The 25,063-nt window shown below is 38.5% G+C and carries 29 protein-coding genes, 2 tRNA genes and 2 pseudogenes; 29 read left to right on the top strand and 4 right to left on the bottom strand.

From position 1 onward, the window contains the following. Window positions 1-89 precede the first annotated feature (89 nt). Window positions 90-1,238 carry an IS200/IS605 family element RNA-guided endonuclease TnpB gene (tnpB, locus tag ACIFUW_RS10185; RefSeq protein ID WP_002287525.1) on the bottom strand — a complete coding sequence of 383 codons (1,149 nt, stop codon included), beginning with the start codon at window positions 1,236-1,238 and terminating at the stop codon, window positions 90-92. A gap of 16 nt (window positions 1,239-1,254) precedes the next feature. Next, window positions 1,255-1,659, bottom strand: coding sequence for an IS200/IS605-like element ISEfa4 family transposase (gene tnpA, locus ACIFUW_RS10180; protein WP_002287522.1), 405 nt, complete (start codon window positions 1,657-1,659; stop codon window positions 1,255-1,257). Window positions 1,660-1,816: 157 nt separating this feature from the next. Here tnpA and ACIFUW_RS10175 point away from each other — a divergent pair. The 14 genes and pseudogenes from ACIFUW_RS10175 to ACIFUW_RS10110 all read left to right on the top strand — a co-directional run. Continuing rightward, window positions 1,817-2,431 (top strand): annotated as a pseudogene (locus ACIFUW_RS10175) (alpha/beta hydrolase); the annotation flags it as partial. Window positions 2,432-2,543: 112 nt separating this feature from the next. Next, window positions 2,544-2,822 carry a GNAT family N-acetyltransferase gene (locus ACIFUW_RS10170; protein ID WP_002296443.1) on the top strand — a complete coding sequence of 93 codons (279 nt, stop codon included), beginning with the start codon at window positions 2,544-2,546 and terminating at the stop codon, window positions 2,820-2,822. Between the two features lie 117 nt (window positions 2,823-2,939). After that, window positions 2,940-3,176, top strand: coding sequence for a preprotein translocase subunit SecG (secG, locus tag ACIFUW_RS10165; RefSeq protein WP_002289017.1), 237 nt, complete (start codon window positions 2,940-2,942; stop codon window positions 3,174-3,176). A gap of 102 nt (window positions 3,177-3,278) precedes the next feature. Then, a complete protein-coding gene (locus ACIFUW_RS10160; protein ID WP_002304573.1) occupies window positions 3,279-4,034 on the top strand; it encodes an alpha/beta hydrolase in 756 nt (251 codons plus the stop codon). A 2-nt stretch (window positions 4,035-4,036) separates the two neighbouring features. Further along, window positions 4,037-6,394: a ribonuclease R gene (rnr, locus tag ACIFUW_RS10155; protein ID WP_002312230.1), complete on the top strand. Its 2,358-nt coding sequence runs from the start codon at window positions 4,037-4,039 to the stop codon at window positions 6,392-6,394. A 21-nt stretch (window positions 6,395-6,415) separates the two neighbouring features. Further along, window positions 6,416-6,880 carry an SsrA-binding protein SmpB gene (smpB, locus tag ACIFUW_RS10150; RefSeq protein WP_002292799.1) on the top strand — a complete coding sequence of 155 codons (465 nt, stop codon included), beginning with the start codon at window positions 6,416-6,418 and terminating at the stop codon, window positions 6,878-6,880. A gap of 301 nt (window positions 6,881-7,181) precedes the next feature. Next, the gene (atpB, locus tag ACIFUW_RS10145; RefSeq protein WP_002300474.1) at window positions 7,182-7,901 is read left to right on the top strand and encodes a F0F1 ATP synthase subunit A; all 720 of its coding nucleotides are present in this window, start codon (window positions 7,182-7,184) and stop codon (window positions 7,899-7,901) included. Between the two features lie 52 nt (window positions 7,902-7,953). Next, on the top strand, window positions 7,954-8,169 hold the full coding sequence (gene atpE / locus ACIFUW_RS10140; RefSeq protein WP_002292797.1) for an ATP synthase F0 subunit C: 216 nt from the start codon (window positions 7,954-7,956) through the stop codon (window positions 8,167-8,169). Between the two features lie 90 nt (window positions 8,170-8,259). Next, on the top strand, window positions 8,260-8,784 hold the full coding sequence (atpF, locus tag ACIFUW_RS10135; protein ID WP_002292796.1) for a F0F1 ATP synthase subunit B: 525 nt from the start codon (window positions 8,260-8,262) through the stop codon (window positions 8,782-8,784). Beyond that, window positions 8,771-9,313: a F0F1 ATP synthase subunit delta gene (locus ACIFUW_RS10130; protein WP_002292794.1), complete on the top strand. Its 543-nt coding sequence runs from the start codon at window positions 8,771-8,773 to the stop codon at window positions 9,311-9,313. The genes atpF and ACIFUW_RS10130 overlap by 14 nt, the downstream gene beginning before the upstream one ends. A 22-nt stretch (window positions 9,314-9,335) precedes the next feature. After that, window positions 9,336-10,892: a F0F1 ATP synthase subunit alpha gene (atpA, locus tag ACIFUW_RS10125; protein WP_002317884.1), complete on the top strand. Its 1,557-nt coding sequence runs from the start codon at window positions 9,336-9,338 to the stop codon at window positions 10,890-10,892. Between the two features lie 13 nt (window positions 10,893-10,905). Then, entirely contained in the window at window positions 10,906-11,808 is a 903-nt protein-coding gene (locus ACIFUW_RS10120) for a F0F1 ATP synthase subunit gamma (RefSeq protein ID WP_002317883.1), read from the top strand. Window positions 11,809-11,830: 22 nt separating this feature from the next. Continuing rightward, window positions 11,831-13,237 (top strand): F0F1 ATP synthase subunit beta, encoded by a 1,407-nt coding sequence (gene atpD / locus ACIFUW_RS10115; protein WP_002289006.1) that lies wholly within the window; start codon window positions 11,831-11,833, stop codon window positions 13,235-13,237. A gap of 13 nt (window positions 13,238-13,250) precedes the next feature. After that, window positions 13,251-13,673 carry a F0F1 ATP synthase subunit epsilon gene (locus ACIFUW_RS10110; protein ID WP_002289005.1) on the top strand — a complete coding sequence of 141 codons (423 nt, stop codon included), beginning with the start codon at window positions 13,251-13,253 and terminating at the stop codon, window positions 13,671-13,673. A 370-nt stretch (window positions 13,674-14,043) separates the two neighbouring features. Here ACIFUW_RS10110 and ACIFUW_RS10105 read toward each other — a convergent pair whose 3' ends face one another. Continuing rightward, window positions 14,044-15,339, bottom strand: a complete 1,296-nt coding sequence (locus ACIFUW_RS10105; protein ID WP_002296623.1) for an ISL3 family transposase — start codon at window positions 15,337-15,339, stop codon at window positions 14,044-14,046. 313 nt (window positions 15,340-15,652) lie between these two features. On the opposite strand from ACIFUW_RS10105, the gene ACIFUW_RS10100 reads away from it, so the two are divergent. The 11 genes from ACIFUW_RS10100 to ACIFUW_RS10050 all read left to right on the top strand — a co-directional run bounded on the left by ACIFUW_RS10100 (window position 15,653) and on the right by ACIFUW_RS10050 (window position 21,340). After that, entirely contained in the window at window positions 15,653-15,883 is a 231-nt protein-coding gene (locus ACIFUW_RS10100) for a DUF1146 family protein (protein WP_002289004.1), read from the top strand. Between the two features lie 96 nt (window positions 15,884-15,979). After that, window positions 15,980-17,281, top strand: a complete 1,302-nt coding sequence (murA, locus tag ACIFUW_RS10095) for a UDP-N-acetylglucosamine 1-carboxyvinyltransferase (protein WP_002289003.1) — start codon at window positions 15,980-15,982, stop codon at window positions 17,279-17,281. Window positions 17,282-17,293: 12 nt separating this feature from the next. Continuing rightward, window positions 17,294-17,470 (top strand): DNA-directed RNA polymerase subunit beta, encoded by a 177-nt coding sequence (locus tag ACIFUW_RS10090; RefSeq protein WP_002289019.1) that lies wholly within the window; start codon window positions 17,294-17,296, stop codon window positions 17,468-17,470. Between the two features lie 134 nt (window positions 17,471-17,604). After that, window positions 17,605-17,901, top strand: coding sequence for a membrane protein insertion efficiency factor YidD (yidD, locus tag ACIFUW_RS10085; protein ID WP_002289000.1), 297 nt, complete (start codon window positions 17,605-17,607; stop codon window positions 17,899-17,901). A 184-nt stretch (window positions 17,902-18,085) separates the two neighbouring features. Then, a complete protein-coding gene (locus ACIFUW_RS10080; RefSeq protein WP_002294994.1) occupies window positions 18,086-18,553 on the top strand; it encodes a GNAT family N-acetyltransferase in 468 nt (155 codons plus the stop codon). An 84-nt stretch (window positions 18,554-18,637) separates the two neighbouring features. Then, the gene (locus ACIFUW_RS10075) at window positions 18,638-19,522 is read left to right on the top strand and encodes an ROK family protein (RefSeq protein WP_002288998.1); all 885 of its coding nucleotides are present in this window, start codon (window positions 18,638-18,640) and stop codon (window positions 19,520-19,522) included. Window positions 19,523-19,635: 113 nt separating this feature from the next. Then, window positions 19,636-19,872, top strand: coding sequence for a DUF2969 domain-containing protein (locus ACIFUW_RS10070; RefSeq protein WP_002316425.1), 237 nt, complete (start codon window positions 19,636-19,638; stop codon window positions 19,870-19,872). Window positions 19,873-19,959: 87 nt separating this feature from the next. Continuing rightward, window positions 19,960-20,040 (top strand) — tRNA-Tyr (locus tag ACIFUW_RS10065). Window positions 20,041-20,046: 6 nt separating this feature from the next. Then, window positions 20,047-20,118 (top strand) — tRNA-Gln (locus tag ACIFUW_RS10060). Between the two features lie 124 nt (window positions 20,119-20,242). Beyond that, complete coding sequence (locus ACIFUW_RS10055; RefSeq protein WP_002288995.1) at window positions 20,243-20,413, top strand: hypothetical protein; 171 nt, start codon at window positions 20,243-20,245, stop codon at window positions 20,411-20,413. 219 nt (window positions 20,414-20,632) lie between these two features. Continuing rightward, window positions 20,633-21,340: a GntR family transcriptional regulator gene (locus ACIFUW_RS10050; protein WP_002292782.1), complete on the top strand. Its 708-nt coding sequence runs from the start codon at window positions 20,633-20,635 to the stop codon at window positions 21,338-21,340. 58 nt (window positions 21,341-21,398) lie between these two features. On the opposite strand, the gene ACIFUW_RS10045 is transcribed toward ACIFUW_RS10050, so the two are convergent. Beyond that, a complete protein-coding gene (locus tag ACIFUW_RS10045; RefSeq protein WP_002304585.1) occupies window positions 21,399-22,043 on the bottom strand; it encodes a YigZ family protein in 645 nt (214 codons plus the stop codon). Window positions 22,044-22,168: 125 nt separating this feature from the next. On the opposite strand from ACIFUW_RS10045, the gene ACIFUW_RS10040 reads away from it, so the two are divergent. The 4 genes and pseudogenes from ACIFUW_RS10040 to ACIFUW_RS10025 all read left to right on the top strand — a co-directional run bounded on the left by ACIFUW_RS10040 (window position 22,169) and on the right by ACIFUW_RS10025 (window position 24,995). Next, window positions 22,169-22,456, top strand: coding sequence for a DUF7662 domain-containing protein (locus ACIFUW_RS10040; protein ID WP_002294988.1), 288 nt, complete (start codon window positions 22,169-22,171; stop codon window positions 22,454-22,456). Window positions 22,457-22,563: 107 nt separating this feature from the next. Next, window positions 22,564-22,884, top strand: coding sequence for a PTS sugar transporter subunit IIB (locus tag ACIFUW_RS10035; protein WP_002292778.1), 321 nt, complete (start codon window positions 22,564-22,566; stop codon window positions 22,882-22,884). 80 nt (window positions 22,885-22,964) lie between these two features. Continuing rightward, window positions 22,965-24,279: pseudogene (locus ACIFUW_RS10030) on the top strand (DEAD/DEAH box helicase family protein). Then, a complete protein-coding gene (locus tag ACIFUW_RS10025; protein WP_002304587.1) occupies window positions 24,276-24,995 on the top strand; it encodes a ComF family protein in 720 nt (239 codons plus the stop codon). Before ACIFUW_RS10030 ends, ACIFUW_RS10025 begins: the two are co-directional and overlap by 4 nt. Window positions 24,996-25,063: the final 68 nt, after the last annotated feature.

The following is a 25,063-nucleotide window of genomic DNA, read 5'->3' as shown; positions in this document are numbered from 1 at the left end:
CATACTTGATAGCGTATTTCTTTACTAACAGCGGTGTCTCTTATTTACCAAGCTATCCCCGTAGTTCCTACGGTTCTTGATGATTGGATCTAAGCCAATCCCATAGAATGTAGTCTTAGACCTTCGGTCAGAATATTGATACTAGCATTGATATCACGATCATGATGAGTATGACAAACAGGACAAGTCCATTCTCGAATTTCAAGAGATTTCTTGCCATCTTTATGTCCGCACTCTGAACAAATCTGACTAGACGGAAACCATTTATCTACTTTGATGATTTTTCGTCCATACCAGTCAGCCTTGTATTGTAATTTAGTCACAAACTTTGACCAAGAAACATCAGAAATACTTTTAGCTAATTTATGATTTCGCAACATACCTTTTGTGTTTAAGTCTTCAATACAGATAATATCGTGATTTTTGATCATTTCTGTACTCAACTTATTCAGAAAATCAGTACGTTGATTCATTACTTTTTCATGCAATCTAGCTACTTTGCGTTTTTGTTTTTGATAATTTTTAGCTTCAAATAGATTGGTACCTTTATTTTTAGCCAATAAAGCACGCCTAGACAATTTGCGTTGTTCACGCTTTAGTTTCTTTTCCATTTTGGACGTGAATTTATTATTATCAATTTTTTGTCCATCAGAAAGAATCGCAAAGTCCATAATACCTAAGTCAATACCAATTGTGGAATTAGTTTTAGGTAATTCGATAATTTCTTCTTTACACAACAAAGAAATATAGTATTTACCGCTAGAATGACGTGATATTGTAGCAGATTTGATAATCCCTTTTGGTTGTCTATGAAGCTTAATTCTTACTAATGACTTCAATTTAGGAACTTTGATGAATTTACTATCAATCAAAGCAACTGTACCATTTTGATTATTCGTTGTATAACTCTGAACAGGATTTTTCTTACTTTTGAAACGTGGAAATCCAACGGATTTATCCCGAAAAAAATTCTTGTATGCTTTATCTAAATTAAGTTGGGCATTGGCTAAAGCAAGGCTATCAATTTCTTTCAAAAACGGAAATTCTTTCTTGTATTTAGCTGGTGTCGGAAAAGTCATTTTTTTAGAAGAATCATTTTTAACTTCTTCATACGCCTTTTTTCGGTCATCAAGCATTAGATTGTAGACCTTACGGACACAACCAAAAGATTTGGCAAAGAAGATTTCTTGTTCCTCTGTTGGATAGATTCTGAATTTGTATGCTTTTAGTTGTTCCATAAAGTTCACCTACTTTCTATTTATGATTGTTTCCTTGATTTTGGATATACTTCTTAATCACATCAATTGGTGCGCCACCAGTTGTCAGAAGACAAAAACTTTTAGACCAGAACATTTCTTTCCAAAGAAATTGTTTGACTCTTGGAAAGTCACGTTTTATCAATCTTGAGCTGGCACTTTTATAGGCATTGATGAATTTTGTCAATTCTGTTTTAGGTTGAGCTTTGAACATAATATGAACGTGGTCTTTATCATGATTCCACTCCACTAAAGTAATGTGATACGATTCTGAAATTCTTTCAAAAGTAGTTTTGGCATAATCAGATATTTCATCATCAATCACTTGTCTACGATATTTCGTTACTAAAACAAGGTGGTAATAAAGAAGAAATACTGAATGATTATTTGTATCTAATTCCATGTTATATCAACTCATTTCTTGTATAGACTGATTGTAACATGGAACAAAATAAAAAGGCAATACGCCTTAGTTGTCGGTCTTCGAGTTACCAACGGTAACCCTCATACCGAACGGCATTCATCACCCACCTATAGAGGATGGGCGACTTCTGCCTAATTCTGGTAAAAGATATGCAGAGAAAGGATTCAACGTTCTTGTACCTGATTTACGTGCGCACGGAGAAAGTGAAGGAGAAATCATCGGAATGGGATGGCTAGATCGGCTAGATTTAATTGCCTGGATCCAACTCATCTTAGATGAACAGCCGAATGCGTCCATTATTTTACACGGCGGATCAATGGGAGCTTCTACGATCATGATGGCAAGTGGTGAAAAACTTCCATCAGCGGTCAAAGGATTTATTTTAGACAGCGGATATGTTTCTGTTTATGCAGAATTCCGATATATGTTAAGTAAAATCACTGTCTTTCCTAAAAAAATGGTCATGAGATATGCGAATCATTATGCCCAGAAATACGCCGGTTACTCCTTAAAGCAAGCATCAGCTACGAGACAGCTTGGCAGCAACCATCTGCCTTTATTAGTCATCCATGGTGAAAGAGATCATTTTGTCCCTACAGAAGCAGCGTACACGATTCAAAATGCTACGGCAGGGGATAAAGCACTGCTGCTTGTTCCAGAAGCAGAACACTTGGAAGCATCGATGAAAGATCCGAAAACCTATTGGACAGTGATTTTTTCATTTATTGAACAAAGAATAACGATGGATTAATTTTCTCTTCTTTTTTGTAAGTAATTCGAGGATAAATAATTGTTTATAGATCTGGAGACTGCTAAAATAAGGTAGGAATAAAAAAATATCAGTTATTTGAGGAGTGCGGCATATGGAAATCAAAGAAGAAAAAAATCGTCTTGCTTTATTCAATGATGAGCAACAAGAGATTGGAGAAATGACATGGTCAGATGCGGGCCCAGACATCATGATCATTGACCATACATTTGTAGATCCAGCATATCGTGGTCAAAAGTTAGCTGAAAAGCTAGTGTATACTGGAGTAGAATTAGCAAGACGAGACGGGAAAAAGATCATTCCTTTATGCCCTTATGCAAAAAAAGAGTTTGAAAAGAAACCAGAATATCAAGACGTCTTACGTCAGTCATAAGAATAACAGCTGAAAGTTTTGAACTTTCAGCTGTTATTCCATTTATATAGAGTTGTCACGGACTTTTATCTATGATAAAGTTAAAGAGACGATATCTTTTGGGAAGGAGGCTGCGATATGTATAATTTAATTTTGGGAATCGTGATCGTTTTATCGATTGTTATGGTCATTGCGATTATGATGCAGCCAAGCAAGCAAAATAGTGCAGCGAGTGCATTTACCGGCGGTGCGGATCAACTATTCGGCAAACAAAAAGCTCGCGGCTTTGAAGCTGTCATGCAGCGATCAACTGCAGTTATGGGAGCTATCTGGATGATCTTATTATTTGTCCTAGCATATTTATCTTCGAAGTAGTTGAATAAGCCTCTCGCAAAACGGCGGGCGGCTTTTTTTATTGCAAAGAGAACGCTTAAGAAGAAGTTATGAAAGAAACTATGGTAAAATGAGGCGAAAGAGGTGAGACGAGTGAGACAATTACCAAAACCCCTTTATGCAAAACATGGAAAGCGAGCGGTTTTGCTGCTTCACGCTTACTCAGGAAGTCCAAACGATGTTCGAATGCTCGCACGATTTTTGGAAAAAGCAGATTATACAGTTTATGCGCCGCTTTTTAAAGGACACGGAACAATGGAGCCATATGATATCTTGCAAGAAAAAGCAGAAAGCTGGTGGGCAGACACTAAAAAAGCCATCCATTTTTTACAGTCTGAGCAGTTTTCTGATATTGCCGTATTAGGATTATCAATGGGCGGCATCTTTGCTGTACGAGCACTAGAAGAAGAATCAGTGATTGGCGGCGGTTTTTTCTGTTCGCCTTTGTCTCCTGTAAAAACAAACGTGCCTGAAAACTTTGAAAAATACGTACGTCAAGTGCTGAAGACAGCAGGTAAATCAGAGAAAGAAATCAATGAAAAAGCAGTTGCTTACCGCTCGTTAGCTGAACAACAATTAATGGATATACAAGATCAGGCAGCAATCGTAGAAAGTAGGTTGTCAGATATCCAACAGCCGATATTTTTAGCTCAAGCTGGGAAAGATGAAATGATCGACCCTAATGGCGTATTTGAAACTGCACGCAAGTTGAGCCGTCAGCGAGTGACACTTCAATGGTATCCTGAAAGTGGTCATGTGATTACAGTTGGTACAGCAAGACGCGAATTAGAAAAAGACGTCTTGGAATTTTTAGAAAAATTACCTTGGAATGAGGAATAAATATGACAAAAGAAACGATAAAAGAGAAAATTCTCTTTTTCATGGAAAGCAGTCGCAAACGCAGTTTTTCTATGGAAGAAATCGCTGAAGGTTTAGGGTTCCAAAAAAGCGATGATTTTAAATTACTAGTACAAACGATTGCTCAAATGGAAAGAGAACAGAGTATAGTTTTCAATAAAAAAGGAAAAGTGAAACTTCCTTTAAAACCAATCTTGATCGAAGGAACATTTCGAGCAAATGAACGAGGATTTGGATTTGTAACGATTGATCCCGAAGAAGATGACATCTATATCCCAAAAGAAGCGACTGGTTTTGCAATGGATGGAGACACCGTAGCAATCGATATCATGAAGCGAGCAAATACAGATATGGATCGCGGAGCAGAGGGGAAAGTAGTCGAGATTCGAGACCGGGCGACTACTCAGTTAGCAGGGGAATTCGTTGCTTATTCAGAAGAAGAAATACAAGAAACAGATCTTTACGGCGTTGTTATCCCGAAAGATAGAAAGCTCAACCAATTTAAAGTATATGCAGCAGCAGAGGGAGTTCGTCCAGTTGACGGAAGTATTGTGCTGATCGAACTGACCCATTACCCTGAAAAAGGGTATGCGACTAGTTTAGAAGGGATAATCAAGCAAGTGATTGGTCATAAGAATGACCCTGGCATGGATATCCTCTCAATTGTCGTGGCTAATGGTATCCCTACGAAATTTCCTGATGATGTATTGTCTGAAGCAGATGAAGTTCCAGATCAAATCAGCGAAAAGGATATAACTGGACGTAGAGATTTAAGAAATCAGCTCATTGTTACGATTGATGGAGAAGATGCAAAAGATCTAGATGATGCAGTTACGGTTAAAAAATTAGATAACGGTAATTATTTTCTTGGAGTACACATTGCAGATGTTTCTTACTATGTGACACAAGGCAGTCAATTGGACAGAGAAGCATATGAAAGAGGGACAAGTGTATATTTGACTGATCGAGTGATTCCGATGATCCCGCAACGTTTATCGAATGGTATCTGTTCACTGAATCCCCATGTTCCAAGGCTGACCATGAGTTGCGAAATGGAGATTGATCCAAATGGACAAGTAGTCTCTCATGATATTTTCCCAAGTGTGATCCAAACAACAGAACGGATGACCTACACAGCTGTCAATCAAATCTTAGAAGATCAAGACGAAGAAACGATGCAACGCTATGCTCAGCTCGTACCTATGTTCCAAGAAATGGGTGAATTGCATCGAATCCTTGAAACGATGCGAATCAAACGTGGCGCGATTTCTTTTGAGGATCGCGAAGCGAAAATCCTTGTTGATGCTGAAGGACACCCAAATGACATCCAGCTAAGAAGCAGAGGAATTGGTGAACGCTTGATCGAATCTTTCATGCTTGCGGCCAATGAAACGGTAGCTGAACATTATAATAAATTAAATCTGCCGTTTATTTACCGAATCCATGAACAGCCAAAAGAAGAAAAAATGCAGCGCTTCTTTGATTTTGCTTCAGCTTTGGGCATTCTGGTCCGAGGAACGAAAGGAACGATCACACCAAAAGATTTACAGCATGTGATCGAAGGAGTAGAAGACAAACCAGAAGCTGCAGTTATCAATACTATGTTGCTAAGAAGCATGCAACAAGCACGCTATTCAGAAGACAATTTTGGGCATTATGGCTTAGCGGCAGATTACTACACACACTTTACATCTCCTATTCGACGCTATCCCGATCTAATCGTCCATCGTCTGATCCGTTCTTACAGTGAAGATAAAAGTGAAAGCAATCAAAGTTCGTGGGCTGCGGAACTTCCTGAAATTGCAGATCATAGTTCTAAGATGGAACGTCGTGCAGTAGAAACAGAACGTGAAGTAGATTCCATGAAGAAAGCAGAATTCATGATGGACAAAGTGGGAGAAGAATTCGATGGGATCATCAGCTCTGTTGTGAAATTCGGCCTGTTTATCGAACTGCCGAATACAGTAGAAGGATTGATCCATATCAATGAATTGAAACAGGACTACTTCCATTTTGTTGAAAATCATTTAGCTCTTGTAGGTGAAAGAACTGGTCTGACTTTTAAAATCGGACAAAAAGTGCGCGTAAAAGTAGTCAAAGCTGATCCAGATGAACGAGCAGTGGATTTTGAACTCGTTTCCGCAGAAGAGGTCACTGCGTTGGAACGTCCAAAAGCACGCAATGGAAAATCTGGAAAACGAGAAGGAAAACAAGCAGGCAAACGCTCAGAAAAAAATGGCAAGAAGAACAAACGATATAGTGATAGTAAGCAAACGTTCGGTAAGAAAAAAGGGAAAAAGCCATTTTACAAAGATGTCAAAAAGAAGAAAAAGAAAAAATAAAATGAGTTGGAGGAAACAGCTATGCCAAAAGGCGAGGGAAAACTAATTGCACAAAACAAGAAAGCTCGCCATGATTATTCGATCATCGACACGATGGAAGCAGGGATGGTCTTGCAAGGAACGGAGATCAAGTCGATACGAAACAGCCGGATCAATCTGAAAGATGGATTTATTCGCGTCCGCAACGGGGAAGCTTTCTTGCATAATGTTCATATCAGTCCTTATGAACAAGGAAATATTTTTAATCATGATCCGTTGCGCACGAGAAAGTTATTATTACACAAGAAACAAATCGTTCGTCTTGAAAACGAATTGAAAAACACTGGAATCACTGTTGTTCCTTTAAAAGTCTATATTCGTAACGGCTATGCCAAGGTATTGATTGGTCTGGCAAAAGGGAAAAAATCGTATGATAAACGGGAAGATTTGAAACGAAAAGATATCGATCGACAAATTGATCGAACATTAAAAAATTTCTCTAGATAATTTCATTATCCTTTTTCGCATATTCGGTGCTTTTGCTTTTACTTAATGATAAAATTTGTTAGCATTTAATCTGATAAAACATGATTATCACAGGTTTTTTCTTAGATCAGGAGCACCGTGCATGGGGAAAAATTCGCTTCGTTTTTGACTGAAATAAAAAAGTGTCTAATTTTCATGAAAATGTTTTGAATTTTCTGTTTCATGGTGGTATGATACCGTGTGGTTAGAAACCGATTGGAAAAAACCAGATACGCACATGAATTGATTTTATGTGAATTTCGGGGAAAAGAGGTGAAATGGATTGGATGAACGCTCGCTAACGTTTCACATTGGACCAATTTGGTTTGATGGTACAGTTTGTATAATGGTGTTACTGACCTGTTTGATTGTTTTCTTCTTAGCTTACTTTTTTACAAGAAATCTTAAGTTGAAACCAACAGGCAAACAAAATGCGATAGAATGGGTCATTGATTTTAGTCGAGGAATCGTAACAGATAATCTGCCTAGAAAAGAATTGAGCAATTTCCATTTGTTGGCATTTACATTGTTTTTATTTGTTTTTGTTGCAAACAACATAGGTTTAGTAACAAAAATCGTCTTACCTAACGAAACAACACTTTGGAAAAGCCCGACAGCAGACCCGTTTGTTACTTTAACTTTGGCATTTATAATGATCTTACTTACTCACTTATTCGGGGTGAAAAAGTTAGGCTTCAAAGGATATTTCGTAAATTCGTTCTTGAAACCCTATAGTTTTATGTTTCCGATGAAACTGATTGAAGAATTTACAAATTTATTAACACTTGCTTTACGTCTTTATGGGAATATTTATGCGGGGGAAGTTTTGCTAACCTTGATTGCAAAAATGATGACAAGCTTAGGCTGGTTCTCATTACCATTAGCAATTCCATTAGAGATGGTCTGGATCGCGTTCTCCTTGTTTATTGGGAGCATCCAAGCATTTGTCTTTGTCACTTTGTCAATGGTTTATATGAGCCATAAGATTGAAGTAGAAGAATAATACTCGGTTAAAAAACAAACTACTATTTATCTATTTTAGGAGGAAAACAATTATGAATTATATCGCAGCAGCAATCGCAATCATGGGAGCAGCAATCGGAGCCGGTTATGGTAACGGTCAAGTTATCTCTAAAACAATCGAATCAATGGCTCGCCAACCTGAAATGTCTGGTCAATTCCGTACAACAATGTTTATCGGGGTAGCTCTAGTTGAAGCTGTTCCTATCTTAGGGGTAGTTATCGCCTTGATTCTAGTTTTTGCCGTTTAATTGAATCAGTATTAAGGCAGAAACAACATCGTTTGTTACTGCTTTTTTACATGGAAACTAGAAATACTCCAAAGAAAGGAAGGCTCGCCTATGCTGAATCAATTGGCAATTGCAGAAGTTGGCAATGCGATGTTAGGTAATATCATCGTTGTCAGCGGCTCATTTTTGATACTACTGGCTCTCTTGAAGCACTTTGCTTGGGGACCAATCAGCGATATTTTGAAAAAACGTGAAGACAAGATCGCCAATGATTTAGATTCTGCAGAACAATCTCGCATCAACTCAGCGAAAATGGAACAAGAACGCGAACAACAATTGTTAGCCTCTCGTTCTGATGCAGCTGATATCATCAAAAATGCGAAAGAAAGTGGAGAATTAAGCCGCCAAAATATTTTGAAGGATGCTCAAGAAGAAGCAGCTCGTCTAAAAAGCAAAGCCCAAGCTGATATCACTGTAGAACGTGATTCAGCGCTGAACTCTGTAAAAGACGACGTTGCAGAACTCTCTCTTCAAATCGCGGAAAAAATCTTGAACAAAGAATTATCTCCAGAAATGCATGAATCATTAATCAATCAATACATTGAAGGTCTAGGTTCTTCAAATGAAACTAGATAAATATACAGTAGGAAGACGTTACGGGAAAGCTTTATTTGAACTGGCGATCGATTCAAATCAAGCAGAAGAAATCTATCAAGATCTCGTAAGTTTACGTCAAATCTATGAACAAGTACCTGGATTAGGGAATATGTTAAGTGATGTTCGTCTAGAACCTCATGAAAAACGAGAAATCATGGACAAGCTTGTCAGCGGTTATGATGGGATCGTTAAAAACTTTTTAGAAGTTGTTTATGAGTATAACCGAATGGATGACCTTTTGTTCATGATCGAAGAATATGAACGTCGATATGATGAACATCAAGGGTTACTATTGGGAAGTGTCACAACAGCAGTCCCACTTTCAGACGAACAACGAATACAATTAGAAAAGAATGTTGCAAAAACAATGGACTATCAATCAGTTGAATTAAAACAAATCGTTGATTCTTCTATTATTGGTGGCGCGATTGTTGAAGCCAACCATCGAGTAATCGACGGAAGCATTCGCACGCAATTAGAAAAAATGCGTAATCAATTAAACAGATAGTACAAAGAGGTAGGTGAATCGAATGGCCATCAAAGCAGAAGAAATTAGTGCCTTGATTAAAGAACAAATTGAAAATTATCAAAACGTGCTTTCAGTCGAAGAAATCGGTACCGTAACTTATGTAGGTGACGGGATCGCTCGTGCACATGGTTTAGAAAACGCGATGAGTGGTGAGTTGCTTGAATTTTCAAACGGCTCATACGGAATGGCGCAAAACTTAGAGTCAAATGATGTAGGTATCATTATCCTTGGCGATTTCGAGTCCATTCGTGAAGGAGATAAAGTAAAACGAACAGGTAAGATCATGGAAGTTCCAGTTGGAGAGGCCTTGATCGGTCGGGTAGTCAATCCGCTAGGTCAACCAATCGACGGACTAGGTGAAATCGTTACTGACAAAGCTCGTCCAGTAGAAGCGATGGCACCAGGTGTTATGCAACGTAAATCTGTTAACGAACCAATGCAAACAGGGCTAAAAGCGATCGACGCCCTTGTGCCAATCGGACGCGGACAACGTGAATTAGTCATCGGTGACCGTAAAACAGGGAAAACTTCTATTGCGATCGATACGATCATCAACCAAAAAGGTCAAGATATGATCTGTATCTATGTAGCAATCGGACAAAAAGATTCTACAGTTCGTACACAAGTTGAAACATTGAAAAAATATGGCGCAATGGATTACACAATCGTTGTGAATGCCGGTGCGTCTCAACCAGCACCATTGCTTTATATCGCACCATATGCTGGTACTGCAATGGGTGAAGAATTCATGTACAACGGTAAACATGTATTGATCATTTTTGATGATCTTTCAAAACAAGCTGTTGCTTATCGTGAACTTTCCTTGCTACTTCGCCGTCCACCAGGTCGTGAAGCTTATCCTGGGGATGTTTTCTACTTGCACTCACGTTTATTAGAACGTGCAGCAAAATTAAGTGATGATTTAGGTGGCGGTTCAATGACTGCCTTACCATTTGTTGAAACACAAGCTGGAGATATCTCTGCTTATATCCCAACAAACGTTATTTCGATCACTGATGGACAAATCTTCTTAGAAAGCGACTTGTTCTACGCAGGTACTCGTCCAGCGGTTGATGCCGGACTATCTGTATCTCGTGTAGGGGGTTCTGCGCAAATCAAAGCAATGAAAAAAGTTGCTGGGACTTTACGCCTAGACTTAGCAAGTTACCGTGAATTAGAAGCATTTACACAATTCGGTTCTGACTTGGATGCAGCAACACAAGCAAAACTAAATCGTGGACGCCGTACAGTAGAAATCTTGAAACAAAAATTGCATGCACCGCTAGCTGTTGAAAAACAAGTAGTGATTTTGTATGCTTTGACACATGGATTCTTAGATAGTATCCCTGTAGACAGTATTTTAGACTTCGAACATGAATTATTCGAATATCTGGATACCAATCATTCAGATATCTTTGAAACAATCCGTACAACAAAAGATCTTCCAGAAGAAGAAGCGTTGAACAGTGCGATTCAGGAATATAAAGACATGTTCTTAGCTACAAAAGGAAGTAATTCCTCTACAGAAGATAAATTGAAATCCATTCAAAATGCATAGTGAGGTGAGATGAATGGGTGCTTCATTAAATGAAATCAAGACACGTATCGCTTCAACGAAAAAAACGAGCCAAATCACGCGGGCAATGCAGATGGTGTCTGCTTCTAAGTTGACAAAATCTGAAGCTTCTTCACAGAAGTTTCAGGTTTATGCAACAAAAGTAAGAGAAATCGTTACGCATTTGACTGCTACTCAGTTAAATGATATTGCCTCAGAAAATCCTAGAGGGGATATCAATTACAACAGCATGCTGCTCAGCCGTCCTGTGAAGAAAACTGGTTATATCGTCATCACTGCAGATGGCGGTTTAGTCGGTGGATATAACAGCTCGATATTGAAACAAACGATGTCTATTTTAGAAGAAGACCACCAATCACCCGATGATTACGTGATGATCGCAATTGGCGGAACTGGTGCAGACTTCTTTAAAGCACGCGGTATCAATCTAGCATATGAGCTGCGCAATCTATCTGATCAGCCAAGCTTTGATGAAGTCCGCAAAATCGTAAATATGGCAACAACTATGTTCCAAAACGAAGTATTCGATGAATTATACGTATGTTATAACCATCATATCAATTCACTAACTAGTCAGTTTCGTGTAGAAAAAATGCTGCCAATCTCAGACTTAGATCCAGAAGAAGCAACGACTTTCGAACAAGAATATATTTTTGAACCTTCAAAAGAAGAAATCTTGTCTCAGTTATTGCCTCAGTATGCTGAAAGTTTGATCTACGGTGCGATCGTTGACGCCAAAACAGCAGAACATGCTGCTGGTATGACAGCAATGAAAACAGCAACTGATAATGCTGCTAATATCATTGATGAGCTGACGGTTTCTTATAACCGTGCAAGACAAGGGGCTATTACCCAAGAAATTACCGAAATTGTTGCCGGAGCTTCGGCACTAGAATAGTATTGAGATTGGAGGAAAAAAGATGAGTTCAGGCAAGATTGTTCAAGTAATCGGTCCCGTTGTCGACGTGGAATTTTCTTTAGACCAATCCTTACCAGATATCAACAACGCATTAGTTGTTTATAAAAATGACGAAAATAAATCAAAAGTTGTTCTTGAAGCAGCGTTAGAATTAGGGGACGGAGTGATCCGGACCATTGCGATGGAATCAACAGATGGTTTACAAAGAGGAATGGAAGTCATTGATACAGGCAAAGCAATCTCTGTTCCTGTAGGTAAAGAAACATTAGGTCGCGTATTCAACGTACTAGGAGATACGATCGATTTAGAAACACCTTTCCCAGAAGATGCGGAAAGAAGCGAAATTCATAAAAAAGCACCAGCCTTTGACGAATTAAGTACAAGTACAGAAATTTTGGAAACAGGGATCAAAGTTATCGATTTGCTTGCCCCATATTTAAAAGGTGGGAAAGTCGGACTATTCGGTGGTGCCGGTGTTGGTAAAACCGTACTGATCCAAGAACTGATCCATAATATCGCCCAAGAACATGGTGGTATTTCTGTATTTACCGGTGTAGGTGAACGTACTCGTGAAGGTAATGACTTGTATTATGAAATGAAAGATTCAGGAGTTATCGAAAAAACAGCCATGGTGTTCGGACAAATGAACGAACCACCAGGTGCACGTATGCGTGTTGCTTTGACTGGTTTGACGATTGCGGAATATTTCCGTGATGTAGAAGGTCAAGATGTACTGTTGTTTATCGACAACATTTTCCGTTTCACTCAAGCTGGATCTGAAGTATCAGCCTTGTTAGGACGGATGCCTTCTGCGGTTGGTTATCAACCAACATTGGCAACAGAAATGGGTCAATTACAAGAACGTATCACATCTACGAAAAAAGGTTCGATCACATCGATCCAAGCAATCTATGTGCCAGCCGATGACTACACTGACCCGGCGCCGGCAACAGCATTCGCCCATTTGGATGCGACAACCAACTTGGAACGTAAATTAACAGAACAAGGGATTTATCCAGCGGTAGATCCATTGGCTTCTTCTTCAAGTGCTTTAGCACCTGAAATCGTGGGGGAAGAACATTATAAAGTAGCAACAGAAGTCCAACACGTATTGCAACGATATCGTGAATTACAAGATATCATTGCTATCTTAGGTATGGATGAATTATCCGATCAAGAAAAAGTGTTAGTTTCTCGTGCCCGCAGAGTCCAATTCTTCTTGTCACAAAACTTTAACGTGGCTGAACAATTTACTGGTCTTCCAGGTTCATATGTCCCTGTAGAAGAAACAGTGAAAGGATTCCGCGAAATCTTGGAAGGCAAATACGATGATCTTCCTGAAGAAGCTTTCCGAAGTGTTGGCCGAATCGAAGACGTCGTAGAAAAAGCGAAAACACTAGGCTACTAGAAAGGGGTGCCCCATGGATCAATATTTAACAGTAAATGTGGTAACTCCTGCCGGTTTGGTCTATGATCACCATGCAGCTATCGTCGTTGCACGTACGACAGCTGGTGAGCTTGGGATTTTGCCTAAACATGCACCAATCATCGTTCCATTGACGATTGATGAAGTTCGTGTAAAACGAACAGATTCAGATACCCACGTCGATTGGATCGCTGTTAATGGCGGAATCATGGAAGTTCGTGATAATGTTGTTTCAATCGTTGCTGATAGTGCGGAACGTGAACGTGATATCGATGTATCTCGTGCGGAACGTGCAAAACAACGCGCAGAACGCCAAATCGAAGAAGCAAAAGCAAAACAAGATACGAACGAATTGAAACGGGCAACTGTTGCGTTGCACCGAGCAATCAATCGTATCAAAGTATCTAAGCACTCATAAAATGAGATGCGGATGTTTATCCGTGTTTAAGAACAGTAAAAAGAGGTTATGACAGAAGTGGTCAGCTTCAAGACATAAGAAGGAATTTACGAAAATTGCTTCTCAAATTTTTGTGAAATCTCAGCTTATTTTTCGAAGAAGCTACTTCTGGAACACCGTATATCAGAGGTTGTAAAATCAGCGTTTTGTCCTGAGTATTAGAGAAACAAATGGAAAATAGTTCCTCATATTTTGCCGTTTTTTGAGCTAATACCGAGGGTCAGATGATTGAACACCGTTTATTTGGGCTCTTTGTCAAATGATGTTGGTAAAGAGAAATCTTAGAATAATTTGGACAGAACAGAAAGAAGAAAACCTCTTTCTGTTCTGTTTATTTGGTTAAAAATGTTTTGCCATGACGAATCATAATTCGTAGTTTGAAATTGTAAAAGTTGCGAAAGCCGTACGCATTGCGTTTTAATACTTTGATGTGGTTGTTTAAGCATTCCAATGGTCCGTTTGAATAGCTGTAGTGAAGCGCATTTTGGATCTGTGGCAGAAACTTTTTAAACGTTCGTAAAGTGGTTGTATAGGTTTCTGGCAGACCGCTAATGTCTCTAGTTAAACAATCCTCAAATAGTGACTGATCTCTTTTCTTTACCGCATAAAGAATGTCTTGGTATAACTGATAGCCTTGGCGTAAGTTGGGACAAGCAGCTAACAGTCGATCGGCAATCTCACTTTCAGTCAAATAATCTTTAAAACTGGCACGCCAAACCCGTTTTTCATAGTTTAACTTTGCTTCTTCTTTTTGTAGGAGTTTCCAATAGCGCTTCAATTTTTTCCCTAACCCTCGTTGAGAGTGGGAATTTCCTTTAAGTCGTACCGTGGTTTCTTTCACTCGATGATTCAAGAAAGTTCTGCCAATATGTTGGACGATGTGGAAACGATCGATGATCAACTGAGCATTCGGGAAAAGCTTTTTCACCAACGAAACATAAGGCGCATACATATCAATAACAATCAATTGAACGGCTTCACGAGTCGCTAATGAAAACCGAGAAAAATAGCGTTCTAAATAAGGCAAGCGTCGATTTTCGACAATATCCAATAATGCATGGCTTTGTCCGTCCATCATGATAAAACTCATTGCACTGGCAACACTTCGAACCGATTTGAATTCATCAAAGCATAAGACCTTTGGCAAAGTCTGTTTGAAAGGATTCAATGGGCGGTAGAATCGCTTCATGACACGATAGACCGAAGAAGTGGAAATATTTTTCTGACGAGCGATTTCCGTCATGGAAGTATTCTCTTTTAAGCGAGCAATGACAGACCAACGAACTTTTTGACTAATGAAACAGTGTTTTTCAGCAACAGAGGTATCCGCTACGAATGTTCTTTGGCAAGACTTACATTTAAATCGTTGTTTCTTCAGCTCCAGATAAGTGCGATACTCAGACACATCATTCAGTAACAACCGAACGGTTGTCGTCCCCCAACGAATGATCCTAGAGGGGACGACACAAAGACAATGGGAACACTCTTCTGGCTTGTACAGAAGAGTTCCTTTGTAAATCAAGCAAATTTGCCCTTTGTATTTTTCTTTAGTTAAACAATTTTCCTCGAAATAGATATTTAGGTCTAGAATATTTAGGGTATCTTTGATAAGCTGAGTATGAGACATCTTGAATCCTCCTATGAATTGGTAGCCAAATTAATTCTAAAGGATTTCAGGGTGTCTTTTCTATATTTTTTTATACAAAAAAGATGTTGGTGAAGTTCACCAACATCAAAAAGTATAGAGCCTTTATTTGGAATAAGGGACTGCGACAAGACTTTTGTCTCAGTCCCTTTTTTTGCATATTTTTAGCATTTATTTCCTAAAAAATGTAAGGGGATTCCTATATTTTTAAGTATACTTGTTTTTCCTTTTATACATTTTATGGTATTATCATTTTATTAGTTATTATAAAACAATCGTTAGAAAGGACGTCATTATGCAAGTATACGGAATTGATGCGGTGCTTCGAATCGTGAGTCATTTGGCGTTTATCTACTTAGCCTTCTGGTCTTTACGTTCGTTACGCATTGAAACTTTTTTCAGACCAATGCATAATACGCAAATTAGAATGGCAATCGTACTTTTTTCAATTTTTTTAGGGTACACTGCAAGTAATTTTTTCTTAGAAGTTATCGCTTTATGCCGAAATCTTTTCGTTAGCCTGTAAATTTTAAAAAAAGGTACTATTTTAAAAGCAAGGATGTTATAATAGAAAAGATTTTGAGTAAGTGTATGCTCATTGGAATTTTTTGGAGGGAACAACATGGAAGAGATCATCGTAAGAGGTGGCAATCAATTAAATGGAACAGTAAGAATTGAAGGAGCTAAAAATGCTGTTTTGCCTATTTTAGCTGCTAGTTTGTTAGCAGAAGAAGGTATTACGACATTAGACAACGTTCCGATTCTTTCTGATGTCTTCACTATGAATCAAGTGATTCGTCACTTAAACGTAGATGTAGATTTTGATGAACAAAAGAATCAAGTAACAATCGACGCTTCAAGACAATTAGAAATCGAAGCGCCTTATGAGTATGTTAGTCAAATGCGTGCTTCAATCGTTGTGATGGGTCCGCTACTTGCCAGAAATGGACATGCAAAAGTAGCTATGCCTGGTGGATGTGCGATTGGTAAACGACCAATCGATTTGCATTTAAAAGGATTTCAAGCTTTAGGAGCAAAAATTATTCAAAAAAACGGCTATATCGAAGCAATTGCGGATGAATTGATCGGTAACACGATTTATTTAGATTTCCCTAGTGTAGGTGCTACTCAAAATATCATGATGGCTGCCGTAAAAGCAAAAGGAACAACCATCATTGAAAACGTAGCTCGCGAACCAGAAATCGTTGATTTAGCAAACATTTTGAATAAAATGGGCGCTCAAGTCTATGGAGCTGGTACTGAAACAATGCGTATTGAAGGCGTGGATCATTTACATGCAGTCAACCACTCAATCGTACAAGATCGTATCGAAGCAGGTACCTTTATGGTTGCTGCTGCAATGACACAAGGCAATGTGCTGATTGCAGATGCTATCTCTGAACATAACCGCCCATTGATTTCTAAATTGATCGAAATGGGTGCAGAAATCATTGAAGAAGAAGGCGGAGTCCGTGTCATCGGACCAAAACATATCTTACCTACAGATGTAAAAACGATGCCTCATCCTGGTTTCCCTACAGATATGCAAGCTCAAATGACAGCTATCCAATTAGTTGCAGAAGGTACAAGTGTAGTGACTGAAACAGTGTTTGAAAATCGTTTCCAACATTTAGAAGAGATGCGCCGTATGAACGCTCATGTCAAAATCGACGGAAATGTAGCAATCATGGATGGAAACCATGAATTGCAAGGTGCAGAAGTATATGCAACAGACTTGCGGGCAGCAGCAGCATTAGTTTTAGCTGGCTTGAAAGCAAATGGAATCACACGTGTGCGTAACTTGAATTATCTAGACCGTGGATATTATAATTTCCATATCAAACTACAGCAATTAGGTGCAGACGTTGAACGTGTAGACATGGATCAAACTTCTGCTGAAAAAACAGCACAAACGATTGCTTAAGGAAGTGGCTGAATGAGTAACCAACGATATATCTTATTAACTTTGATAAAGATTTTAATGGTGATCTTATTGCTTATCCTTCTTTTTGTGGCCGGAACGATGATCGGATATGGTGTCATCGGTGGCGGCAATCCATTTAAAGTATTTCAGCCAAGTTTGTGGATTCATATTCGAGACTTTTTTCATTGATAAATAAGAATCACAGTGGTTCTAGTCGATATGAAGTGAGCCATGAAGCAGAACATGATAAAAGAAAACAGAAGGGAACGTTGACGTTAGTCGCGATCCCTTTTTTTAGTAAAAGAAAAGAAGGAATCTAATTGATGAAGAAGATATTGATTTATTTAGTTAGAGGATATCAGCGCTTTATTTCGCCTGCATTTCCACCTAGCTGCCGTTATTACCCAACCTGTTCCAATTATATGATAAAAGCAATTCAAACCCATGGCGCGCTAAAAGGGACGGTAATGGGGACTGCACGGATCTTACGCTGTCATCCTTTTGTCAAAGGCGGTATCGATTATGTACCATTGACATTCCGATTAACGCGAAATAAGAAAGATAAAAAAGAACCAGATTATAAAAAGGTTGTGAAAAATACGGGTAGCACTGAGCGATAAAGAAACAATTTGGAAAATAGCTTCTTATATTTTGCAAAATTGTGAGTTATTGCCGAAGTGTTGGATTTTGAACACCGTCAAAAAAAAGGTTGTGAAAAATACGGCTAGCACTGAGCGATAAAGAAAAAGAGGAAATTTATTGTCAAAGTAACAACTCCGCAACTACTTATATGGGGGACAAAAAATGATCGAAGAACTAAACAAGAAAGATTTACCATGGTCCTTGTTATTAGATGCAGATCCTGATAAAGAAAAAGTTCAAGTATATGTTTCCAGAGGGAGTGGCTGGATATGGAAAGAAAAAGAAAAAACAATAGGTGTACTGATCTATGTGGCAAGGGAAAAAGAATACGAAATCGTCAATGTAGCAGTAACCCCAACGTATCAAGGAAAGGGGATTGGCGGAAAATTACTTGAGACAGCTTTTCAGAAGCTTTCACAACTCGCTTCCAGTCAAACTCAGATCATCATACGAACCGGCAGTACTAGCAGTGCGGCGTTACATCTCTATCAAAAAATGGGCTATGTGGAGATTGGTCGAGTCAAAGACTATTTTATCCATCATTACTCTGAGCCCATTTTTGAAAATGGAGATCAATTAAGGGATCAAGTGATTTTAGCAATTCACTTACCTAAAAATAGCTTTAACTAATAAAATTTCAATTCAAGAAAATGCTTTCAAATGCTAAATAGATACATTACAATAGCTTTAGCAAACAAAAAGGAGAATATTTTTATGGGAATATTAGTTTTTGATTTTGGTGGATCGGCTGTCAAATATGGTTGTTGGGATGGCAAAGAGATTAAAGGTAAGGGACAATTTGCAACGCCTGAATCTTGGGAAGAAATGAAAGCGCAATTATTTCAAGTTTATAAAAAAATACTCGTTTCTTTTGAAGTCGAAGGAATTGGAATCAGCTCTCCTGGAGTAGTGAATAATGAGAAACAGGTGATTGAGGGAATCAGTGCGATTCCTTATATTCATGGATTTAATATTTTCCGAGATTTGGAAACTCTGTTTCAACTTCCAGTAACGATTGAAAATGACGCCAACTGTGCCGGAATGGCTGAATTTTATGAAGGTGCTGCCCGCGATTATCAAGATGTTGCTTTTGTTGTGGCAGGAACTGGGATTGGCGGGGCGTTGTTCACGAAAGGACAAATCAATAAAGGGGCACATCTTTACGGTGGAGAATTTGGGTTGATGTTCTTAAATGGCGATAAGACATTCAGTAAACTTGGTACAGCGGTACAGATGGCTTGGCGTTATTGTGAACGCAAAGGTCTCGATAAAAATGCTTATACCGGAAAAGATGTCTTTGAATTAGCAGAAACTGGAGATGCAATAGCAAAAGAAGAAGTTGAGAGTTTTTATACGTATCTTACAAAGGGATTATTCAGTATTCAATTTTCGTTTGATCCAGAAGTGATCGTATTAGGCGGCGGGGTTTCTGCAAAAGAAGGGCTCATTGATGAGATCAAAAGCCGAATGAAGAAGCTGACAGAACAATTCGATCTGCATGATTTCGAACCGCAGATTTTATTATGTGAATACAGAAACGATGCTAATCTTGTAGGTGCAGCAGCAAACTATCTCGCTGTACGTCAAGGGGAGAATTAAGAGCTTTAGAGAAGGTGCAGCTTGCATAAAAGAAGTGAATGAAATGAATAGGAGATTTTTACCTAAGGAATGTTTTATTTGCTGCAGTATGATAAAATATCTGAGAGGTGAAAATGATGTCAAAAAAAAATAAAGATATTGAAGTGCGTATAGAAGAAGTGAAAAAAGATATCAAAGGTAAGAATTATGAAGTCACTCAGTTATTTATAGGGAAAAAAATGATTGGTGAGATCTTAGCCTATGGACCAAAAGAATATGAAATTTTCTTTGGTGAAGAAGATTTTGGAAAAGAAAAAAGTCTTGAAAATGCGATAGAAACAGTGATTCGACACTGGAATCTGCACGAATAAAAAAATATCAAAAAAACTTTCAATAAAGGGTTGCAAAAATCTGGAAAATTAGGTATTATAACTAAGTCAGGTTGATACAAACCTTTCGGAGGAGTAGCGAAGTGGCTAAACGCGACGGACTGTAAATCCGTTCCTTAGGGTTCAGTGGTTCGAATCCACTCTCCTCCATTTCATTGGGGTATAGCCAAGCGGTAAGGCAAGGGACTTTGACTCCCTCATGCGTTGGTTCGAATCCAGCTACCCCAGTATACCACAATCGTAAGCTCTCGTTAGTTCGAGAGCTCTTTTTTTTGCTTTGCTACCTTGTTCCTTGAAGATTCTGCTGATTTAAGATAGAGTTAAGTTAACTACAAGAATTGGAGGGATCCACATGAAATGGAAAGAAAAAGTAGACGAAGCAGCTGAAAAGTTATATGATTTGGTCAAATCAGAAAAATACAATATTGAAGTGAATATTCCGAAAAAAGGCGGAAAAGCGGTCCGGGTAAAATCAAAACGCCCAACGAATCATACAAAAAAATGGATGGCTAAAAACCGCTAATAATAACAAAAGATCCATAAGTCGGCATTTTCATCGATTTTAGGGTCTTTTGTTATTTTCTAGGTTGGACATATCTAAAAAATTGTTTCTGACAATAGGAGTAGGAAGAACGATGTGTGTCTAAATCCTCTGTTGATGGATAGAAACCTTTATCTTTTTCAGTTGTGAATCAGGTATATACCAGTTATAATAGAAGAAACGAAAGGACGGGTGTACGTTATGTCGAATCAATTACCTGTATATATACAGATTCATGACCAATTAAAAAATGAAATCGAACAAGGTATATGGAAAGTCGGAGACCGTCTTCCTTCAGAAAGAGAATTAGCAGTGAAATTCAATGTCAGCCGTATGACGTTGAGACAAGCAATTCAAAACTTGGCAGATGAAGGAATCTTAGAAAGAAAGATCGGTTCGGGTACATATGTTGCACGAGAAAAAGTACAAGAAAAAATGTCTGGTGCAACAAGTTTTACAGAAATTATGGAATCACAAAATCGAGTACCGTCTAGTCGGACAATCTCTTATTTCTTGACTTCGCCAAGCTCAAGTGAAATGGAAAAACTAAACTTGAGTAAAGATGACACGATCTTGCGAATGGAACGTATTCGTTTCGCAGATGATGTCCCTATTTGTTTTGAAGTTGCCAGTGTGCCACAAAAGCTGATCGATGGCTACAGCAAAGCAGAGATTACTGAATCGTTGTATCGCACGCTAGAAGAAAAAGGCGGGAAAAAGATCGGTCCAGCGAATCAAACGATTACTGCTGTGTTGGCTTCTGAGAAAATTGCTGACTATTTAGAGGTAAAACGAGGAGATGCAGTTCTTCGTTTGCGCCAGATTTCTTATTTTGAAGACGGTACGCCGTTTGAGTATGTGCGTACGCAATACGTAGGAAATCGTTTTGAGTTTTATTTGGAAAAATAAAAAACAGGTGATCCCTGATTCCGTATTAGAAATAAAAGAGAATCAGAATCACCTGTTTTTATATATGATCAGTTACCAGTTGCTCGTGATAAGAAACAGGACCCTCTTCAAATTGGACTTGTCCGTTCAGCAGCTCAATGATGGATTCTTTAAAGTGGTCAGCACTTTTTTCATCTACAGCACAGATGACGCTAACTTGATCAGTATATTGGATTTCTTTTATAAAAAAATGTTGGAGTTCAAGATAATTCTGTAATTTTCCTAGTTGCGGATACGTGATCATCACAGAGATCTCCTGTTGCAAGGTACCTTCTACGATTCCAATGTCAGACAATGCTTGAGAGACCGCATGAGTGTATGCTCGTATTAATCCGCCTGTGCCGAGTTTCGTTCCTCCAAAATATCGAGTGACTACTGCAGCTACATTGATCAGTTGATTTTTTTTGAGGACTTCCAACATCGGTATGCCCGCCGTTCCACTTGGTTCTCCATCATCGCTGCTTCGCTGGATTTCATTTTTTTCTCCAATGATGAAGGCGCTGCAGTTATGGTTCGCTTTCCAATGTTCTTTTTTTATTTCTTGAATGAAACTTTTTGCTTCGTCCTCTGATTCTATTCGTCTAAGAGAACAGATAAAGCGTGATTTTTTGATCTCGATCTCACTTTGTCCATTTTCTTTTATTGTACGATAGCGCTCGATCATCTTGTCACCTCTTTTTTCATTTTCTTTATTCAGTATAAATAAAGTTCTAGGTTGTTTCAACACTGTAACGGTTGCGCAATTGCTGTAGTATGCGATAATAAAGACAAAGGCAGGTGGATCTGGGGATGCAGGAACGAATGAAAAAGTACGATGCAATTACGCATTATTTGAAGAACAATGGCGGCTCTCAAGTAACGTTGACCTTTACCCAATTTGACGAACTGCTGTTTCCCAGTAACGGACTTCCCAAAACAGCAAGGGAAAGTACAGATTGGTGGGCAAATGATTATAAACACCCTGAAAAAGGTGCCTATGGCTGGATAAATGCAGGCTATGAAGTAGTTGTCATCAATTTGGACAAAGAATATGTCGTGTTCAATAAATTAGTGAAATCTAGTTGGCTATTTGATTAAATAAACCGCGTTTAGAAAACGTTGACAAATTTCTTTCTTTTTATATAATAGAGTAACAGACGCGAAGAAAACGTTTGCGTAGTTTGTTTTAAAAAGGAGAGAAAAGTATGGCTAAAAAAACAATCATGCTTGTATGTTCGGCTGGTATGAGCACAAGTTTACTAGTAACAAAAATGCAAAAAGCTGCTGAAGCAAAAGGAATCGACTCTGATATTTTCGCTGTGTCCGCTTCTGACGCAGATAACAATCTTGCAAATAAAGACGTGGATGTGTTGTTATTAGGCCCACAAGTTCGCTTTATGAAAGCTGATTTTGAGAAACGTCTGGAACCAAAAGGCATTCCTTTAGATGTCATCAATATGGCTGATTATGGTATGATGAATGGCGAAAAAGTGTTAGATCAAGCAATCACGCTCATAGGTGAATAAATAGAACAGTATAACTATCGAACAAGCGATCCAAAAAATAGATCGCTTGTTTTTTCGTATATTTTTTTAGGGCGAATAATATGAATCATTTTTGGGGTAGAAGGCTTCTGACGAGAGATATTAAAGCAATAGACTGTGAGGAGGTAAATTTACCAAATTATGAGAAGATCGCAGCAGTGGAACGTTTGAGCAACTGGATTCTTTGTCATCGCTGTGGAATGAGAACGTCCGTCATTGATGGACAGCTTGCAGATTACGGTTATTTTTGTACACATTGTCTATATTTAGGGCGATGCGACACTCAACAAGATTTATATTTGTTTGATCAGCCTGAAGCAAAACCTCGAGAAGTCGTCTTTTTTTTGGACAGGACAGCTTACTGAAAAACAAACGGAAATCTCAAAGAGAATACTTTGCCATTCAGAAAAAAGACATCATCTTATTTGGGCTGTAACAGGTGCAGGGAAAACAGAGATGCTTTATCCTATTTTAGTGGAAACTTTAAAAGCTGGAGGAAGAGTAGCGATTTGTACACCGCGAGTCGATGTTTGTAATGAATTGTTTTTACGCTATCGTTATGTTTTTCCAGAAGAAAAAATCACGTTGCTCCATGGGAATACAGCAACGGCTTATACCTTTACTTCTTTTGTTATCTGTACGATTCATCAGCTATACCGTTTTTATCGGTCCTTTGATTTAATAGTGATCGATGAGATCGATGCGTTTCCTTATAACGGGGATGCAGGATTAGCTCATGCTGTGCAAACAGCGATTAAACCAGACGGACGATTCATCTACTTAAGTGCCACACCTGATAAAAAGTTACTAAAGGAGATCAAGCAGACGTTTGACATCCACAAACTTGCTTTACGCTTTCATCGGCGTTTGCTTCCTGAACCCGTCTTGGTTTTCATGAATAATTGGCGACAAAAATGCAAGAACAAGAAGAAGATAAAATCTTTGGTGCGGATCATTCATCAATTAATTAAAGAAAACCATATCCTTTTATTTTGTCCAAGTATCACGATGATGCATCGTTTGAAAGCCACACTTCAAGAGGCTCTTCCGAGATATGAGATCACAGATGTTTCTTCAAGAGACAATCAGCGGGCGGAAAAAGTCCAGAAAATGCGAGAAGCAAAATATGACATACTGTTAACCACGATGATCCTTGAACGTGGAGTCACATTTGAAAGAATATCCGTTATCGTTTTAGGAGCGGATCATCCGGTTTTTACTAAATCTTCTTTGGTACAAATCGCAGGAAGAGCCGATCGTAAAGGGCCTTATACGAACAGTCAAGTATATTTTTTCTATGAAGAAAAAACTGCAGCTATTCGAAAAGCTTGTCAGGAAATCAAAGAAATGAATGAAGAAGGGAAGAAGATACTGTGAGGTGCAGTTGCTGCAGTAAAGATATCGTCCAAAATTTAACATTCAGCGAGATTATTGGTGTTTCGAAATACAGATTACCTCAGACTTGTTCAGTTTGTCGCGCACAATTTCATTTATTGGAAACAAGAGGCTGTTCTGGCTGTCAAAAACCAATCCATTTCAATCTAGAGAGTACGAAAAAGAAAGTAAATTCTATCCCCGTTTACTGCAGTGACTGTCAAGAATGGAAGAAGAAATATCCGACCTATGATTTTCAGCACCGTGCCTTTTTTGTGTACGATGAAAATATGAAGGCCTGGCTCAATCAATACAAGTTTATGGGAGATATCCGACTAGCAGGCACCTTTGCATATAAATGGACGCAGATAAAAAAAGAATACCCGACATACATCTATTGTCCAATACCTTTATCTGAAAAAAGGCGAACAGAAAGAGGATTCAATCAAGTAAGCGAGATGTTGAAAGCAGCAAGAATTCCTTTTCAGATGCTACTCAAAAGAGAGAAGCATCTGCTGGCTCAAGCAAAAAACACGCGAAAGGAAAGATTGGAGATGCCTCAACCTTTTGAACTTGCAGTCACCTTTTCTAAGATACAAAATAAAAAAATATTGATTATTGATGATGTCTATACAACAGGACAGACTCTTTTCCACGCAGCAGATTGTTTGCAGATCGCACAGCCGAAAATCATCCGAACTATTTCTTTGGCGAGATGAATTAGATGTGGAAATTTGATAGCGATTTAATTTGCAAATAACCTAGAGTTCGATATAATAGAATTAAG

The organism is Enterococcus sp. PLH-Efm8, from assembly GCF_053011625.1.
Note: the sequence above shows the minus strand (reverse complement) of the source record. Positions and strands in the feature narration are given on the sequence as shown.

Bases quoted from the DNA above. Each gene is read 5' to 3' on its own strand.
- ACIFUW_RS10050 (WP_002292782.1), top strand. From the start codon at position 20,633: ATGTCGAATCAATTACCTGTATATATACAGATTCATGACCAATTAAAA.
- ACIFUW_RS10100 (WP_002289004.1), top strand. From the start codon at position 15,653: ATGCAAGTATACGGAATTGATGCGGTGCTTCGAATCGTGAGTCATTTG.
- ACIFUW_RS10170 (WP_002296443.1), top strand. From the start codon at position 2,544: ATGGAAATCAAAGAAGAAAAAAATCGTCTTGCTTTATTCAATGATGAG.
- ACIFUW_RS10035 (WP_002292778.1), top strand. From the start codon at position 22,564: ATGGCTAAAAAAACAATCATGCTTGTATGTTCGGCTGGTATGAGCACA.
- ACIFUW_RS10075 (WP_002288998.1), top strand. From the start codon at position 18,638: ATGGGAATATTAGTTTTTGATTTTGGTGGATCGGCTGTCAAATATGGT.
- ACIFUW_RS10120 (WP_002317883.1), top strand. From the start codon at position 10,906: ATGGGTGCTTCATTAAATGAAATCAAGACACGTATCGCTTCAACGAAA.
- ACIFUW_RS10110 (WP_002289005.1), top strand. From the start codon at position 13,251: ATGGATCAATATTTAACAGTAAATGTGGTAACTCCTGCCGGTTTGGTC.
- ACIFUW_RS10080 (WP_002294994.1), top strand. From the start codon at position 18,086: ATGATCGAAGAACTAAACAAGAAAGATTTACCATGGTCCTTGTTATTA.
- atpE (WP_002292797.1), top strand. From the start codon at position 7,954: ATGAATTATATCGCAGCAGCAATCGCAATCATGGGAGCAGCAATCGGA.
- ACIFUW_RS10090 (WP_002289019.1), top strand. From the start codon at position 17,294: ATGAGTAACCAACGATATATCTTATTAACTTTGATAAAGATTTTAATG.
- atpF (WP_002292796.1), top strand. From the start codon at position 8,260: ATGCTGAATCAATTGGCAATTGCAGAAGTTGGCAATGCGATGTTAGGT.
- ACIFUW_RS10130 (WP_002292794.1), top strand. From the start codon at position 8,771: ATGAAACTAGATAAATATACAGTAGGAAGACGTTACGGGAAAGCTTTA.
- ACIFUW_RS10055 (WP_002288995.1), top strand. From the start codon at position 20,243: ATGAAATGGAAAGAAAAAGTAGACGAAGCAGCTGAAAAGTTATATGAT.
- murA (WP_002289003.1), top strand. From the start codon at position 15,980: ATGGAAGAGATCATCGTAAGAGGTGGCAATCAATTAAATGGAACAGTA.
- yidD (WP_002289000.1), top strand. From the start codon at position 17,605: ATGAAGAAGATATTGATTTATTTAGTTAGAGGATATCAGCGCTTTATT.
- tnpB (WP_002287525.1), bottom strand. From the start codon at position 1,238: ATGGAACAACTAAAAGCATACAAATTCAGAATCTATCCAACAGAGGAA.
- ACIFUW_RS10045 (WP_002304585.1), bottom strand. From the start codon at position 22,043: ATGATCGAGCGCTATCGTACAATAAAAGAAAATGGACAAAGTGAGATC.
- ACIFUW_RS10105 (WP_002296623.1), bottom strand. From the start codon at position 15,339: ATGTCTCATACTCAGCTTATCAAAGATACCCTAAATATTCTAGACCTA.
- secG (WP_002289017.1), top strand. From the start codon at position 2,940: ATGTATAATTTAATTTTGGGAATCGTGATCGTTTTATCGATTGTTATG.
- smpB (WP_002292799.1), top strand. From the start codon at position 6,416: ATGCCAAAAGGCGAGGGAAAACTAATTGCACAAAACAAGAAAGCTCGC.
- tnpA (WP_002287522.1), bottom strand. From the start codon at position 1,659: ATGGAATTAGATACAAATAATCATTCAGTATTTCTTCTTTATTACCAC.
- rnr (WP_002312230.1), top strand. From the start codon at position 4,037: ATGACAAAAGAAACGATAAAAGAGAAAATTCTCTTTTTCATGGAAAGC.
- ACIFUW_RS10040 (WP_002294988.1), top strand. From the start codon at position 22,169: ATGCAGGAACGAATGAAAAAGTACGATGCAATTACGCATTATTTGAAG.
- atpD (WP_002289006.1), top strand. From the start codon at position 11,831: ATGAGTTCAGGCAAGATTGTTCAAGTAATCGGTCCCGTTGTCGACGTG.
- atpA (WP_002317884.1), top strand. From the start codon at position 9,336: ATGGCCATCAAAGCAGAAGAAATTAGTGCCTTGATTAAAGAACAAATT.
- ACIFUW_RS10070 (WP_002316425.1), top strand. From the start codon at position 19,636: ATGATGTCAAAAAAAAATAAAGATATTGAAGTGCGTATAGAAGAAGTG.